Source organism: Micrococcus sp. Mcc28 (genome assembly GCF_024519775.1).
In the GTDB taxonomy this organism is placed as follows: Bacteria; Actinomycetota; Actinomycetes; order Actinomycetales; family Micrococcaceae; genus Micrococcus; species Micrococcus luteus.
Map to the genome: position 1 here is coordinate 59,516 of NZ_JALJRH010000003.1, position 14,939 is coordinate 74,454.

11 protein-coding genes are annotated in these 14,939 nt (G+C 74.1%); 5 read left to right on the forward strand and 6 right to left on the reverse strand.

The window, feature by feature from the left end; genetic code table 11:
• Positions 1-595: 595 nt before the first annotated feature.
• From gdhA to NR073_RS02185, 3 genes are all read right to left on the reverse strand, one after another.
• Positions 596-1,936: an NADP-specific glutamate dehydrogenase gene (gene gdhA / locus NR073_RS02175; RefSeq protein WP_020621604.1), complete on the reverse strand. Its 1,341-nt coding sequence runs from the start codon at positions 1,934-1,936 to the stop codon at positions 596-598.
• Between the two features lie 157 nt (positions 1,937-2,093).
• Positions 2,094-3,152, reverse strand: a complete 1,059-nt coding sequence (locus NR073_RS02180; protein ID WP_256748567.1) for an aldo/keto reductase — start codon at positions 3,150-3,152, stop codon at positions 2,094-2,096.
• 74 nt (positions 3,153-3,226) lie between these two features.
• The gene (locus NR073_RS02185; protein ID WP_061866968.1) at positions 3,227-4,444 is read right to left on the reverse strand and encodes a glycosyltransferase family 1 protein; all 1,218 of its coding nucleotides are present in this window, start codon (positions 4,442-4,444) and stop codon (positions 3,227-3,229) included.
• Positions 4,445-4,604: 160 nt separating this feature from the next.
• Between NR073_RS02185 and NR073_RS02190 the strand changes: the two genes are divergently transcribed.
• The gene (locus NR073_RS02190) at positions 4,605-5,969 is read left to right on the forward strand and encodes a DUF6350 family protein (RefSeq protein ID WP_245231978.1); all 1,365 of its coding nucleotides are present in this window, start codon (positions 4,605-4,607) and stop codon (positions 5,967-5,969) included.
• Positions 5,970-5,979: 10 nt separating this feature from the next.
• Here NR073_RS02190 and NR073_RS02195 read toward each other — a convergent pair whose 3' ends face one another.
• Positions 5,980-6,417: a hypothetical protein gene (locus NR073_RS02195; protein ID WP_070709856.1), complete on the reverse strand. Its 438-nt coding sequence runs from the start codon at positions 6,415-6,417 to the stop codon at positions 5,980-5,982.
• Between the two features lie 22 nt (positions 6,418-6,439).
• Here NR073_RS02195 and purN point away from each other — a divergent pair, with 22 nt between their 5' ends.
• Positions 6,440-7,003 (forward strand): phosphoribosylglycinamide formyltransferase, encoded by a 564-nt coding sequence (gene purN, locus NR073_RS02200; RefSeq protein ID WP_078025794.1) that lies wholly within the window; start codon positions 6,440-6,442, stop codon positions 7,001-7,003.
• Here the strand turns inward: purN and NR073_RS02205 are convergent.
• Positions 6,990-8,411, reverse strand: coding sequence for an MFS transporter (locus tag NR073_RS02205; RefSeq protein WP_044659005.1), 1,422 nt, complete (start codon positions 8,409-8,411; stop codon positions 6,990-6,992). The genes purN and NR073_RS02205 overlap by 14 nt on opposite strands.
• 118 nt (positions 8,412-8,529) lie before the next feature.
• Here NR073_RS02205 and purH point away from each other — a divergent pair, with 118 nt between their 5' ends.
• The 3 genes from purH to NR073_RS02220 all read left to right on the forward strand — a co-directional run bounded on the left by purH (position 8,530) and on the right by NR073_RS02220 (position 14,101).
• Positions 8,530-10,221 (forward strand): bifunctional phosphoribosylaminoimidazolecarboxamide formyltransferase/IMP cyclohydrolase, encoded by a 1,692-nt coding sequence (gene purH / locus NR073_RS02210; protein WP_256748568.1) that lies wholly within the window; start codon positions 8,530-8,532, stop codon positions 10,219-10,221.
• A 68-nt stretch (positions 10,222-10,289) separates the two neighbouring features.
• Positions 10,290-11,642 carry a magnesium transporter gene (mgtE, locus tag NR073_RS02215; RefSeq protein WP_049145605.1) on the forward strand — a complete coding sequence of 451 codons (1,353 nt, stop codon included), beginning with the start codon at positions 10,290-10,292 and terminating at the stop codon, positions 11,640-11,642.
• A 236-nt stretch (positions 11,643-11,878) separates the two neighbouring features.
• Positions 11,879-14,101, forward strand: a complete 2,223-nt coding sequence (locus NR073_RS02220) for an NADP-dependent isocitrate dehydrogenase (protein ID WP_163721114.1) — start codon at positions 11,879-11,881, stop codon at positions 14,099-14,101.
• Positions 14,102-14,292: 191 nt separating this feature from the next.
• Here the strand turns inward: NR073_RS02220 and NR073_RS02225 are convergent, their stop codons facing one another.
• Complete coding sequence (locus NR073_RS02225) at positions 14,293-14,886, reverse strand: methylated-DNA--[protein]-cysteine S-methyltransferase (protein ID WP_044659002.1); 594 nt, start codon at positions 14,884-14,886, stop codon at positions 14,293-14,295.
• Between the last annotated feature and the right edge of the window lie 53 nt (positions 14,887-14,939).

The following is a 14,939-nucleotide window of genomic DNA, read 5'->3' on the forward strand; positions in this document are numbered from 1 at the left end:
GACGGGAAGCCGGCGATCGTGGGCCACCACGGAGGGGGCGAAGGGACGGCGGGTCAGCGGACCGGCGCCGTGATGCCCGGGCGAGGGGGCGCGCAGCTCGAGCACGGGCGGCTCGACGGCCGGCCCCAGACCGTGCAACCGGGCCGCGGTCAGGCCCGTGAACACCGTCGCGGGGCGGGCGATCGAGAGGGCGACGGCGGACACGACCGCCCTGTCCCACGGACGCAGCGCGGCCCAGTCGCTGACGCTGATGTAGACGCGCGGGCAGAGCCGCACGAGGACCCCGCGGGTCCAGGCGCGTTCGAGACGGCGCCGCGCCGCCCCGTCGTGAGGGTCCGCCGCGCTGAGCAGGGGCCCGCGTCCCGGGAGCAGCGCACGCGAGTGGTCGGAGAGCAGGGTCATGCGGCCCAGTCTCGTGGGCCCGTCGGGGGCGCGACGGGTCGGCCGCGCCGGCGGTGGAGGGCACCCGACGTCGGGGGGCCTGTGCAGGAGCCGGGCGCCCTTGAGCGACCGCCGCCCTGCGACATCACCGCGCGTCAGAACGGCGGTGATGTCGCAGGGCGGCGGAGGATCACGGAAGGGACAGGGCCGGGCCTCAGACCACGCCCTGGGCGATCATCGCGTCGGCGACCTTGATGAACCCGGCGATGTTCGCCCCCGCCACGTAGTTGCCGGGCGTGCCGTACTCCTCGGCGGTCTCCACGCAGCGGTCGTGGATGTCGCGCATGATCTGCTCGAGCCGGTCGTGGGTGTAGTCGAAGCTCCACGAGTCCCGCGAGGCGTTCTGCTGCATCTCCAGCGCCGACGTCGCCACGCCGCCCGCGTTGGCGGCCTTGCCCGGGCCGAACAGCGTCCCGGAGTCGACGAACAGGTGGGCGGCCGCCTCGGTGCAGGGCATGTTCGCGCCCTCGGCCACGGCCTTCACCCCGTTCTTCAGCAGGGTCCGCGCGGCGGACTCATCGAGCTCGTTCTGGGTGGCACACGGCAGGGCCACGGTGCCCTCGACGTCCCAGACGCTGCCGCCGGTCACGTAGCGGGACCGCCCGCCGCGGCGCTCGGCGTACTCGGAGATGCGGGCACGCTCGACCTCCTTGATCTGCTTGAGCAGGTCCAGGTCGAGGCCGTCCGGGTCCACGATGTAGCCCGAGGAGTCGGACGCGGTGAGCACGGTGGCCCCGAGCGCGGCGGCCTTCTCCGCGGCGTAGATGGCCACGTTGCCGGAGCCGGAGATCAGCACCTGCTGACCGTCCATGGATTCGCCGCGCGTGCGCAGCATGGAGTCGACGAACATCACGGCGCCGTAGCCGGTGGCCTCGGTGCGGACCAGCGAGCCGCCCCACGTCAGGCCCTTGCCGGTGAGGGCGCCGGCCTCGAAGCGGTTGGTCAGTCGCTTGTACTGGCCGAACATGTAGCCGATCTCGCGGGCGCCCACGCCGATGTCACCGGCCGGCACGTCCGTGTGCTCACCGATGTGGCGATGCAGCTCCGTCATGAAGGACTGGCAGAACCGCATGATCTCGCGGTCGGACTTGCCGGCGGGGTCGAAGTCCGAGCCGCCCTTGCCGCCGCCGATCGGCATGCCGGTGAGCGAGTTCTTGAAGATCTGCTCGAAGCCCAGGAACTTGACGATCCCGAGGTACACGGAGGGGTGGAAGCGCAGCCCGCCCTTGTACGGGCCGAGCGCCGAGTTGAACTCCACGCGGAACCCGCGGTTGACCTGCACGACGCCGGCGTCGTCGATCCACGGGACGCGGAAGATGATCTGGCGCTCCGGCTCGCAGAGGCGGTGCATGACCCCGGCCTCGACGTACTGGGGGTGGCGCTGCACCACCGGCCCCAGCGCCTCGAACACCTCGGACACCGCCTGGTGGAACTCGGCCTCGCCGGGGTTGCGCGCGAACACTTCGTCGCGCAGGGTCTCCAGAGACTCATTCATGGTGTCCTCCTCGGACGTCGGGGTAGAGACGCCCCGCGGTGCCCCCGCCGTGGCGCGCCGCGGTCGGAGGAGGCCGCGGTGCCTGACGCCCATCCTGACAGGGAGTGCGCTCTGTTGCCGAAATGAGACGCGGGCCACCCCGGGCCCCGCGTTCGGCTCAGCGCGGCGGCGCCGCCTCGGTGTCGATGCTGGCCTGCTGGCTCTCGCTGTAGCGCGGGCCCGCCACGGTCGCGTCGTTGACGAGGTCGTCCAGCCGGGCGACGTCGGCCGGGGTCAGCCGCACCTCGTGCGCGCCCCGGTCCTCGAGCCAGTGCTCCCACGAGGTGGTGCCCGGGATCGCCAGGACGTCCTTGCCCTGGGCCAGGACCCAGGCGACGGCGAGCCCCGCCGTGCTCGTCCCGAGCCGGACGGCCTCGGCCGAGAGCGCCTCGCGCAGCGTCAGGTTGGCCTCGTAGTGGCCCTCGGCGAAGCGGGGCAGCCGGTGCCGCAGATCTCCCGCGTCCAGCCCGCCCAGCCGCGGCGGCGCGTCCGTGAGCAGGCCGCGGCTGACGGGGGAGAAGGCCACGAAGGCGGTCCCATGGCGGCGGCACGCCTCGAGCACGCCCCACTCGGGGTTGCGGGTGGCGAGGGAGTACTCGGACTGCACGGCCGCGATCGGGTGGACGGCCACGGCCCGGGTCAGGGTGACGGCCGAGACCTCGGACAGGCCGATCGCCCCGATCTTGCCCTCCGTGACGGCCTCTGCGAGCGCCCCCACGGACTCCTCGACGGGGACCTCCGGGTCCAGCCGGTGCAGGTAGTACAGGTCGATCCGGTCCTGGCCGAGCCGGCTCAGGGAGGCGTCCACGTGCGCGCGCAGCGTCTCCGGGCGGCCGTCGATCCGCCGCTGCCCGTCCCGCACGAGCCCGCCCTTGGAGGCGAGCAGCACGCGCTCGCGGACGTCCGACCCCGCCCGGGCGAGCGCGCGCCCCACGAGCTCCTCGCTGCGGCCGCCGCCGTAGAGGGTGGCGGTGTCCAGGTGGTCGGTGCCGTCCTCCAGCACGCGGGTGAGCAGGTCGACGGCGGCGTCGTCGTCGAGGAATCCGGAGTAGCCGTGCACGATGTTCATGCACCCGAGGCCGACGGGGTGCACGTCCTTGCCGGCGAGGCGGCGGAGCGCGGCGGGATCGGGCAGGGGGCCGGGCTCGGCGGGTCGGGGGTGCGGGGTGGCGTCCATGCCCGCCACCCTAGCCACGGCTCCGGACGCGAGACCCGGACCGCCGGGCGCCCGCCCGGCGTCCGGCCCGGGGTTCAGCCGAACACGCGCGCGGCCAGCAGCGACGGCGCCGTCAGCAGCCGGCGGGCCAGCTCCACGCGGCGGCGCTCCTGCACCGCGATCGCCTTCTCGTAGTAGCCCACGAGCTGCTCGCACAGCACCGGCCAGGTCCGGCCCTGCACCGACGCCCACGCCGCGTCGGCGAACGCGGCCCGCTTGACGTCGTCGTACACGAGGTCCGCGACGTGGCGGCGCAGCTCGTCCAGCTCGCCGGGCGGGTAGAGCCAGCCGGTGCGGGAGGCGTCCACGATGTCGAGGGGGCCGCCGCGGCCGACGGCGACGACGGGCACGCCCGAGGCCATCGCCTCCTGCAGCGTCTGGCCGAAGGTGTCGGACTCGCCGGGGTGCACGAACAGGTCCAGGCTGGCCACGTGGCGCGCGAGGTCCTCGCCCCCCTGGAAGCCGGCGAAGTGCGCGCCGGGCAGCTCCCGCTCGAGCTGTTCGCGCAGCGGCCCGGAGCCGATGACCACGAGGCGGGTGCCCGGCAGGTCCGAGAGCACCCGCAGGTCCCCGACCTGCTTCTCGTGCGCCAGCCGCCCCACGAAGCCCACGAGCTTCTCGCCGTTCGGGGCGAGCTCGGCGCGCAGCGCCTCGTCCCGCTTGGCGGGATGGAATCGGCGGGAGTCGACGCCGCGGCCCCACAGGTGCACGCGTCGCACCCCCTGGCGGTGCAGCTGCCGGACGGTGAACGACGACGGCGCGAGCGTCAGCGTGGCCATGTTGTGCAGGCGCGCCACGTGGCTCCACAGGACGTCCTCCAGCCACGGGGCGCCGTACCGGGCCGCGTAGCCGGGGACCTCGGTCTGGTAGACGGCCACGGAGGGGATGCCGAGCTCCTCGGCCGCCTGCACCGCGCGCCAGCCCAGCACGAAGGGGGAGGCGATGTGCACCACGTCCGGGGCGAAGTCGGCGAGCATGCCGCGCAGCCGGCCCACCGTGCCGGCGGCCACCCGCACGGAGGTGTACCCGGTCAGGGGCACGGAGGGCAGGGTGCGCACGGGGAAGCCCTCGACCTCGCGGGGGGCCTCACCGGCGCCCGCGCGTTGGGTCCACCCGGCGGACCACGAGGCGGCCGGGGCGACCACCATCGCCTCGTCGCCCCGTTCCCGCAGGTGCCGCAGCACCTGGAGGATGGAGTTGGTGACCCCGTTCATGTGGGGCAGGAACGATTCGGCGACCACGACGACACGCACGTGGCCGACGCTAAGGACCCCGGACCACGGCCGGGACACCCGCCGACGACGGCCCGGTGACCCCGCGGTGAACTCTCGGGGCGCGTGACGGTCGTCGCACCGGCCCGCGCGGCCCGCCCCCGTCCAGGCGCCGCCCGGAGTCGGGTGGCACCATGGACGGGTGAGTTCCCGCCCCGCTGCGCCCCGTCTGCTGCGCCCCGTCCCCCTGCCGCTGTGGCTGCAGGGGGTGGTCGAGGCGCTCGTCACGGCGATGATCAGCCTGCTCGCGGTCATGGTCCCCACCCTCGCGGTGTGGGCCACCGGCGGGTTCGAGCGGCCGACCATCGAAGGCGCCGTCCAGGTGGGCGGCGTCCTGTGGCTGGCCCTGCACGCGGTGCCCGTCACCGTGACCACGGCCATGCCCACCGCGCCGGACCACCTCATCACCGGCACGGCGTGGCTCGTGCCGTGGGGCCTGACCCTGCTCCCGCTCGCGCTGTCCTGGCGGGCCGGCCGGCGCCTGGCCCGCGCGTCCTACCGGGACCAGGCGTGGCAGGCCTTCGTGGGCGCGGTGGGGGCCTACGCCCTGGTGGGGCTGGCCGTCGCGTTCCTGCCCGGCACGGACGAGCTGACGGCCCACCCCGCCCCGGCGGCGCTGCTGCCCGCCCTGCTCTTCGGCGTCGCCGCCCTCGCGGGGGCGCGGCGCGAGGCCGGCACCTGGGCGCACCTGATCGGCCTGGACCTCACGGAGCGGATCTCGCGGCGCTCGCAGTACGAACGCTGGGCCGGTTCGTACGCCTGGTCCGTGGTGCGCGCCGCGGTCCTCGCCGTGCTCGCCCTGACGGGCCTGAACGCGCTGCTCGTGGCGGGGCGGCTGGCCGTCGAGTGGACCGCCGTCGTCACCGTGGCCGAGGCGATCGGGGGCGGTCCGCTGGGCGGCCTGCTCCTGGCGCTGCTGCAGATCGGCTGGCTGCCCACGTTCACCGCGTGGTCGATCGCGTGGACGGCGGGCCCGGGGTTCTCCGTGGGCGCGGACAGCCTCTACTCCGTGTTCGGCGCGACGCCGGCCACCGCGCCCGCCCTCCCGGCGCTGGGTGCGCTGCCCGGGACGTGGTCGCCGTGGCAGCTGCTCCTGCTGGCCGTGCCGATCGGCGCCGGCGCCGTGGCCGGCGTGTGGCTGCTGCGGGAGGGGGAGAACCACCTCGACGACTGGCTGCACACCCGCCACGGCAGCCGCGCGGTGTCCTTGACACTGTCCACGCTGGCCCTGGCCGTGCTCACCGGACTGCTCACGGGGCTGCTGCTGCTCGTGCCGCTGGCCCTCACCTCCGGGACGCTCGGGCTCGGCGCGCTGACGGACATCGGCTCCCACGTCTGGGCGGTGTGCGCCGCCGTCGCCGGGTGGGTCGCGCTGGGCTGCGCGGCCGGCTACCTCACGGCCCTGGCCGTGACCGGGCACCGGGACGGGACGACGTCGGTGCCGCGGTCCGGCGACCGCGCCTCGGGCCTGCGCGACCGGCCGTCCCCGCGCCGGGCGCGGGACTGACGCCCGCGGCTCAGGGCCGCAGCTGGGGCACCCCCGTGCGCTCCTCCACCTGACGGGTGAACTCGTCCGCGCACGCCTGCTGCGCCCGCACGGTGAGCGCGGAGGCGCCGCACTGCTCGAGCTGGACCGTCGCGTCCCACGCGAGCAGCGGCAGCGCCGCCGTCGTCATGCCCATCAGCGCCATCGCCATGCCGGCGGACGCCACCGCGCGGGGCAGCCCCGAGCGCTCGGCGCCGCGGCTCGTGACCCACACGCGCACGCCGAGCACGAGGGCGACCAGCCCCAGCGCGAGGGCGATCAGCTTCCACGGCAGCACGAGGGAGAAGGAGAGCACCATCCCCAGCAGCGCCACGGACTGCCACAGCAGGGCACGACCGGTGCGGACGCGGCCGGGGTCCGGGGCGCCCTGCGGCGGGCGGGGCGGGGAGGAGGGAACGGGGGCGGACACCCCCTCACCCTACGATGGGCGCATGCGCATCGTTGCCCTCGTCTCCGGTTCCGGCACCAACCTGCAGGCCGTCCTCGACGCCGTCGCCTCCGGCGCCCTGGACATGGAGATCGCCGCGGTGGGCGCCGACGTCGCCGACGCCGGCGGCCTGGAGCGTGCCCGCGCCCACGGGATCGAGACGTTCGTGGTGTCCCCGAAGGACCACGCGGACCGGCGCGCGTGGGACGAGGCGCTCGCGGACGCCGTCGCCGCCTACGCGCCGGACTGGGTGGTGTGCTCCGGATTCATGCGGATCCTGGGCGCCCCGCTGCTCGAGCGGTTCGACGGCCGCATCCTCAACACCCACCCCGCCCTGCTGCCCTCCTTCCCGGGGGCCCACGGCGTCCGGGACGCGCTGGCGCACGGGGTGAAGGTCACCGGCTGCACCGTGCACGTGGTGGACGCGGGCGTGGACACCGGCCCGATCCTCGCGCAGGCCGCGGTGCCCGTGCTGGACACGGACACCGAGGCCGAGCTGCACGAGCGCATCAAGGTCCAGGAGCGGGCCCTGCTGCTGCGCGTGCTCGGCGAGCTCAGTCGGCGCTGACCTCGAGGGCGCGGCCGCGGGTCTCCGGGGCCAGCGCCAGCATCGCCGCGCAGGCCAGGACCACGAGCCCGCCGGTGACGGCGAACGCCGCCGGCAGCCCGAGGGCGGGGACCAGCGTGCCCACGAAGAGCAGCGGGCCCAGGCCCGCGCCCACCCGCGAGGCCGCCGACGCCCAGCCGAAGCCGGAGGCGCGCAGCGTCGTCGGGTACAGCTCGGAGACGTACGTGTAGAGCACCGGGATCGCGACCTGCACCACGAAGCCGAACGCCAGCACGAGCGGCAGCACCGCGGCGGGCACGTCCAGCACGCTCGCCAGCCAGACGGTCAGGGCGCTCGCGACGACGGCGCTGACGGCCAGCAGCCAGCGGCGGCCGGTGACCTCGATCAACACGGTGGCCACGACCACGCCGAGCAGGCCGGCCGCGGCCATGCCGGAGGTCATGATGAAGGCGCGGCCCTCCGCGTAGCCGGCGTCGATGAGGAACGACGGCAGCCACTGCAGCGCGATGTAGTAGACGAGCATGATGGCCACGAACAGGGCCCAGGCGACCGCGGTGATTCGCGGGGAGAACCGCCAGACCGCGGCGAGCTGCGCGCCGACGCCGCCGGAGCGGGCCGGCTCGGCCGGGGGCATCGTGTAGGGCCGGCGGGGCGCGCCGGTGGCCGCCACCATGCGGTCGATGACGGCGCGGGCCTGTGCCTCGCGGCCCCGGCTCATCAGGAACAGCGGGGACTCGGGGATGCCCAGGCGCACGACGAACACGAGCAGGGCCGGCAGGACCATGGCCAGCAGGGGCAGGCGCCAGTCGCCCCACGTGCCCACGAGCCAGGCGGAGACGAGGCCGCACAGCGCGGCGCCGACGGGCCACCAGCCGTCCATCGCGGCCAGGACGCGACCGCGCAGCCGGCGCGGGGTGAACTCGCCCACGAGCGCGTAGTCCACGGGGATCGTGCCGCCCAGGCCCATGCCGGCCACGAACCGGAACAGCGCGAACCACAGCAGGGAGTCGGTCAGCGCGCCCGCGATCGTGAACACGGAGAAGATCGCCAGCGTCCACGCGAACGCCGCCTTGCGGCCGATGCGGTCCGCGATGGTGCCCCACAGGAACGCGCCCACGGCCATGCCGATGAGGTTGGCGGTGCCGATCCACGCGGCGTCGGCCTTGTCCAGGGCCCACTCCTCGCGCAGCAGCGGGATCATCACGCCGTTGAGCGTGACGTCCCACGCGTCGAACATGAAGCCCAGGCCGCCGATCAGGAAGATGCGGCCCTGGACGGACCAGCGCCACGGCAGCTCCTGGACGACCGCCTCACCGGTGGGCAGGGCGGCGTCGGGGGCGACGACGTCGGGCGCGGGCCCGGGGTGCGCGCCGTCGGCGCTGGGGCGGGGCGGGGTGGCGGAGGACATGGTCGGCTCCCGTTCGTCGGGTGGAGTGGGGGGCGGTCCGTCACGCGGACGCCTGGGCCATTATGCGGCCCGGCCTATGCTGGAGGACACCCGGACCCCCTCGAAGGAGCGCCCCCTCGTGACCTCTGCCCAGCCCACCACCACCGTCCTGGACACGGTGCCCCTGAAGCGGGCCCTGATCTCCGTGTACGACAAGACCGGCCTCGAGGAGCTCGCCACCGGGCTCCACGCCGCGGGCGTGCAGATCGTCTCGACCGGCTCCACCGCCCAGCGCATCGCCGCCGCCGGTGTGCCCGTCACCGAGGTCGCCGAGGTCACCGGGTTCCAGGAGTGCCTGGACGGCCGCGTGAAGACGCTGCACCCGCGCGTGCACGCGGGCATTCTGGCCGACCGTCGTCGCGAGGACCACGTGACCCAGCTGCGCGAGCTCGAGGTGGAGCCGTTCGACCTCGTCGTCGTGAACCTCTACCCGTTCGTGGACACCGTGAACTCGGGCGCCGCGGAGGACGCCGTCGTCGAGCAGATCGACATCGGCGGGCCGTCCATGGTGCGCGCGGCCGCGAAGAACCACGCGTCCGTGGCGATCGTGGTGGACCCGGCCCGCTACGGCGAGGTGGTCCAGGCCGCGCAGTCCGGCGGCTTCGACCTGCGCGCCCGCCGGCGCCTGGCCGCCCTGGCCTTCGCCCACACCGCCGGGTACGACAACGCCGTGGCCGCCTGGACCGCCGCCCACTTCGGCGAGGACACGGACGCGGACGAGATCCCCGTGTTCCCGCCCTACGCCGGCTTCTCCCTCGAGCGCGCGCAGATCCTGCGCTACGGCGAGAACCCGCACCAGCCCGCGGCGCTGTACCTGGACTCCTCGGCGGCCCCCGGCATCGCGCAGGCCGAGCTGCTGCACGGCAAGCCGATGAGCTACAACAACTACGTGGACGCCGACGCCGCGGTGCGCGCCGCCTTCGACCACCCGGTCCCGGCCGTGGCGATCGTCAAGCACGCCAACCCGTGCGGCCTGGCCGTCACGGATGAGGGCACGGACATCGCGCAGGCGCACGCCAAGGCCCACGCGTGCGACCCGGTCTCCGCGTTCGGCGGCGTGATCGCGGCCAACCGCCCGGTCACCGCCGCCATGGCCGCCCAGGTGAAGGACGTGTTCACGGAGGTCGTCGTGGCCCCGGCGTTCGAGCCCGAGGCCCTGGAGATCCTCTCCGCCAAGAAGAACCTGCGTCTGCTGAGCCTGCCCGAGGGCTTCCTGCGGGATGCGGTGGAGGCCAAGCAGGTCTCGGGCGGCATGCTGCTGCAGATCGCGGACGCGGTGGACGCGGACGGCGACGACCCGGCCACCTGGACCCTCGCCGCCGGCCCGGCCGCCGACGAGGCCGTCCTGGCCGACCTGGCCTTCGCGTGGCGCGCCGTGCGCGCGGCCAAGTCCAACGCCGTGCTGCTGGCCCATGACGGCGCCACGGTCGGCGTGGGCATGGGCCAGGTCAACCGCCTCGACTCCTGCCGCCTGGCCGTCGAGCGCGCCAACACCCTGGGCGCCGCGCAGACCGGCGGGCAGGACGTGAGCAGCGCCGGCGGCGCGGAGAACGTCTCCGGGGAGGGCGCCCCCGAGCGGGCCCGCGGGTCCGTGGCCGCCTCGGACGCGTTCTTCCCGTTCGCGGACGGGCTGCAGATCCTCATCGACGCCGGCGTGAAGGCCGTCGTCCAGCCGGGCGGCTCCGTCCGGGACGAGGAGGTCGTGGCCGCGGCCGAGGCCGCCGGCGTGAGCCTGTACCTGACCGGGGCGCGCCACTTCTTCCACGGCTGAGCGCGGCGCGCCGCTGCCGGACGGGGGCCCGGACCGGGCCCCCGCGACCCCCAGGAGGTGACGAGGCGATGACCCGCCGCGAGGTCGAGAGCGTCGAGGACCGCATCCGTGAGCACCTGCGCAGGGACGACCTCGACAGCGCGGTCGAGCTGCTGCGCGCGCTGTCCCCGGGCGACGCGCTCGACCTCCTGGACCGCTCCGAGCCGCGCATGGCCCCGATGCTGTTCCGCCTCCTGGACAAGACGACGGCGGTCCAGGTCTTCGCGGCCATGGAGACGGGCCAGCAGTCCGACCTGGTGCGCAAGCTCCAGGACGGTCAGGTCCAGGACCTCTTCGCCGAGCTGCGGGTCTCGGGCCAGGCCCGGCTGCTCGACGAGATGCCGGCCAACGTGGCCCGCAAGATGCTCGCCGGGCTCGACGCGGAGGCGAGCGGCAAGGCCGGCCGGCTCCTGGGCTACCCGGCGGACTCGGTGGGACGGCGGCTGCGCATGGCGCCCGTGCGCCTGCGCGAGGACTGGACCGTGTCCACCGCGCTCGAGAACCTCCGGGAGCACGGGGGGCAGGAGCAGGCCGCCATCGTCTCCGTGCCGGTGGTCAGTCCCCAGGCGCGTCTGACGGGCGTCGTCGACGTCTCCGTGCTGGTCACACAGCCGCTCGATGCGCGAGTCTCGGAGATCATGCGGGAACCGGTGTCCGCCGTCGCCACCGAGGACGCCGAGGAGGTGGCCCGGCTCTGCGCGGACCGCCGTCTGTGGACCGTGCCGGTGACGGACTCGGAGGGTCGCCTGATCGGGGTGTTCACGGTGGCCGACGCCCTCGAGGTCCTCGACGAGGGGTCGACCGAGGACTCCGCCCGCGCCGGCGGCGTGGAGCCGCTGGGTCGTCCCTACCTGGCGACCTCCGTCCTGAGCCTGATGCGCTCGCGGATCACGTGGCTGCTCGTGCTCGCGATCGGGGCCACCCTCACCGTGCAGGTGCTCGGCGTCTTCGAGGACACGCTCGAGGAGATGGTCGTCCTCTCCCTGTTCATCCCGCTGATCATCGGCACCGGCGGCAACACGGGCAACCAGGCGGCCACCACGGTCACCCGGGCGCTCGCCCTCGACGACGTCCGGCCCCGCGACGCGCCGCGCGTGATGTTCCGCGAGCTGCGCGTCGGCATGGCCCTGGGCGGGTGCATCGGCCTGCTGGGCCTCGTGCTCGCCGGGCTCGTGTTCTCGTGGCCCGTCGGTCTCGTGATCGGGGCGACTTTGTTCACCGTGTGCGCCTTCGCCGCCACCGTCGGCGGTCTCATGCCGTTGGCGGCCCGCACGATCGGCGCCGACCCCGCCGTGTTCTCGAACCCGTTCATCTCGACGCTCGTGGACGCCCTCGGCCTGGTCGTCTACTTCTTCATCGCCCAGGCCGTGCTCGGCATCTGAGCCGGCCACGACCCACGACGCCGTCGTCGGGGGGCGCCCCCGCCGACCCGACGCCCCCCTGGTACCCGGGCGACCCCGCCCGGCCCGGCGAGGGCACCGGCGACGGCCGGGGGCGCTGACGCCGAGCCACACACGGTGTGGCGCGTCCGAGACGCCGGGTAGATTGGCGGCGAGTCACCCGTTCCCTGCCGACGAGGGCCGCGTCTCGAGTGCGGCCAGAAGGAGAGATCATCCGCATGTCGAAGATCATCTACACGCTCACGGACGAGGCGCCCATGCTGGCCACCGCGTCGCTGCTGCCGATCGTGCGCGCCTACGCGGGCACCGCCGGCGTGGAGCTGGAGACCCGTGACATCTCGCTGGCCGGCCGCATCCTCGCCGCGTTCAAGGACGTCCTGCCCGAGGAGCAGCGCACCGCGGACGCCCTCGCCGAGCTCGGCGAGCTCGTGAAGTCCCCCGAGGCGAACGTCATCAAGCTGCCGAACATCTCCGCCTCCGTGCCGCAGCTGCGCGCCGCGATCAAGGAGCTGCAGGCGGACGGCTACGCGCTGCCGGAGTACCCGGACGAGCCGAAGACCGACGAGGAGAAGGACGCGAAGGCGCGCTACGACTCGGTCAAGGGCTCCGCCGTGAACCCGGTGCTGCGCGAGGGCAACTCGGACCGCCGCGCCCCGAAGGCCGTGAAGGCGTACGCCAAGCGCTTCCCCCACTCGATGGGCGAGTGGACCCCGGACTCCAAGACCGCCGTCGCCACCATGGGCGCGGACGACTTCCGCGCCAATGAGCAGTCCGTGACCCTGCCGGCCGCCGACGTGCTGACGATCGAGTTCACCGACGAGGACGGGGAGACCACCGTGCTCAAGGAGGGCCTGAAGGTCCTCAAGGGCGAGGTCGTGGACGGCACGTTCATGTCCGCCAAGGCCCTGGACGCGTTCCTCGCCGAGCAGGTCAAGCGCGCCAAGGAGGAGGGCATCCTCTTCTCCGCGCACCTGAAGGCCACCATGATGAAGGTCTCCGACCCGGTGATCTTCGGCCACGTCGTGAAGGCCTACTTCTCCGAGCTGTTCGAGAAGTACGGCGAGCAGCTGGCCGCCGCCGGCCTGTCCGCGAACAACGGCCTCGCCGCGATCGAGGGCGGCCTGGACAAGCTCGACGCCGAGACCGCCGAGGGTGTGCGCGCCGCCATCGCCGCCGCCTACGAGAACGGCCCGGACGTGGCCATGGTGAACTCCGCCAAGGGCATCACCAACCTCCACGTGCCCTCCGACGTGATCGTGGACGCCTCCATGCCCGCCATGATCCGCAACTCCGGCCGCATGTGGAACAAGCACGACCAGACCCAGGACACCCTGGCCGTCATCCCGGACTCCTCCTACGCCGGCGTCTTCCAGGCCGTGATCGACGACTGCAAGGCCAACGGCGCCTACGACCCCACCACCATGGGCACCGTCCCGAACGTGGGCCTCATGGCGCAGAAGGCCGAGGAGTACGGCTCGCACGACAAGACGTTCATCATGGACGCCGCGGGCACCGTGGCCGTGAAGAACTCCGCCGGGGAGACCCTGCTCTCCCACGACGTCGAGGCCGGCGACATCTGGCGCGCCTGCCAGACCAAGGACGTCCCGGTGCGCGACTGGGTGAAGCTGGCCGTGACCCGCGCCCGCGCGTCCCAGACCCCGGCCGTGTTCTGGCTGGACGAGACCCGCGCCCACGACCGCGAGCTCATCAAGAAGGTCGAGGAGTACCTCAAGGAGCACGACACCGAGGACCTGGACATCCGCATCCTCTCCCCGGTCGAGGCCGCCAAGCTCTCGGTGGAGCGCATCCGCCGCGGCGAGGACACCATCTCCGTGACCGGCAACGTGCTGCGTGACTACAACACGGACCTGTTCCCGATCCTCGAGCTGGGCACCTCCGCGAAGATGCTCTCGGTCGTCCCGCTGCTCAACGGCGGCGGCCTGTTCGAGACCGGTGCGGGCGGCTCCGCGCCGAAGCACGTGCAGCAGCTGGTGGAGGAGAACCACCTGCGCTGGGACTCCCTGGGTGAGTTCCTCGCGCTGGCCGTGTCCTTCGAGCACGAGGCGGTCGCGAACGAGAACCACCGCGCGCGGGTCCTGGCGGACACCCTGGACGCCGCCACCGGCACCCTGCTGATCGAGGGCAAGTCCCCGAAGCGCAAGGTCGGCGAGCTGGACAACCGCGGCAGCCACTTCTACCTGGCGCTGTACTGGGCCCGCGAGCTGGCGAAGCAGACCGAGGACGCCGAGCTGGCGGCCGCGGCGAAGCCGATCGCCGAGGAGCTGGGGGCCCAGGAGGAGACCATCCTGGCCGAGCTCAACGGCGTGCAGGGTTCCCCGGTGGACCTGGGCGGCTACTACGCGCCGGATATGGAGAAGGTCACCTCGGTGATGCGTCCGTCCGCGACGCTCAACGCGATCGTGGACAAGCTCTCCGTCTGAGCATCTGAGCGCCTGGGGCCGGGTCGCGTGCGTGGAGCGCGCGGCCCGGCCCCTTCTCGTTCCCCGGCGCCCGACGCCGGCCCCCGCCCACCCGAGACGGCTCCCCGCCCGCAACGCGGGTTGAGTTGTCACGGGTGTGCGTGCCCCGGACCCGTGACAACTCAACCGACGTTGCCGTGGGGAGGGGGTGGTCAGCCCGCGTGGGCCGCCTCGTGGGCCAGCAGGGCCTGCTTCGCGTCGGTGCCGTAGAGGTAGTGGCCGGCGGCGCCGTCGGCGCGCACCACGCGGTGGCAGGGCACGACGACGGCCACCAGGTTGGCGGCGCACGCCCCGCCGGCGGCGCGCACGGCCCGCGGGGCCCCGCACCGTTCGGCCAGGCCGCCGTAGGTGGCGGGGGAGCCGGGGGCGATGCCGCGCAGCTCCCGCCACGCCCGCTGCCGGAACGCGGTGCCCGGCTGGGTGACGTCGAGGGCGTCCAGCGCGGCCACGTCCCCCGCGGCGTAGGCGGCCAGGGCGTCGGCGACGGGCTGGGACACACCCGGACGCGGTTCCACGGGGCGCGGGTTCATCTCGCGGTCGGCGGTCTCCGGGTCCAGGGCCACGAGCCGGTCCATGAGCGTCTCGAGGAGGCGCCCGATCGCGGCGGCGGGGGGCTCCGAGTCCTCCGGCACGGCCACGCCGGAGGCGCGCACCGTCTGGTCCTCGGGGGAGAAGACGGCCACGAGGGTGAGCTCGGTGGCGGGCAGGGCGGCGGCGGTCCAGCGCAGCTCGGGAAGCAGGTCCATCCCCTCATTGTCCTGCACGGCCCGGCCCGGACAGGTGTTCGCGCGTCCCCTCC

What these genes read in the sequence shown, in the direction of transcription:
- gdhA (WP_020621604.1), bottom strand. Translation starts at nt 1,936, where the DNA reads ATGAATGAGTCTCTGGAGACCCTGCGCGACGAAGTGTTCGCGCGCAAC.
- NR073_RS02180 (WP_256748567.1), bottom strand. Translation starts at nt 3,152, where the DNA reads ATGGACGCCACCCCGCACCCCCGACCCGCCGAGCCCGGCCCCCTGCCC.
- purN (WP_078025794.1), top strand. Translation starts at nt 6,440, where the DNA reads ATGCGCATCGTTGCCCTCGTCTCCGGTTCCGGCACCAACCTGCAGGCC.
- NR073_RS02205 (WP_044659005.1), bottom strand. Translation starts at nt 8,411, where the DNA reads ATGTCCTCCGCCACCCCGCCCCGCCCCAGCGCCGACGGCGCGCACCCC.
- mgtE (WP_049145605.1), top strand. Translation starts at nt 10,290, where the DNA reads ATGACCCGCCGCGAGGTCGAGAGCGTCGAGGACCGCATCCGTGAGCAC.
- NR073_RS02220 (WP_163721114.1), top strand. Translation starts at nt 11,879, where the DNA reads ATGTCGAAGATCATCTACACGCTCACGGACGAGGCGCCCATGCTGGCC.
- NR073_RS02225 (WP_044659002.1), bottom strand. Translation starts at nt 14,886, where the DNA reads ATGGACCTGCTTCCCGAGCTGCGCTGGACCGCCGCCGCCCTGCCCGCC.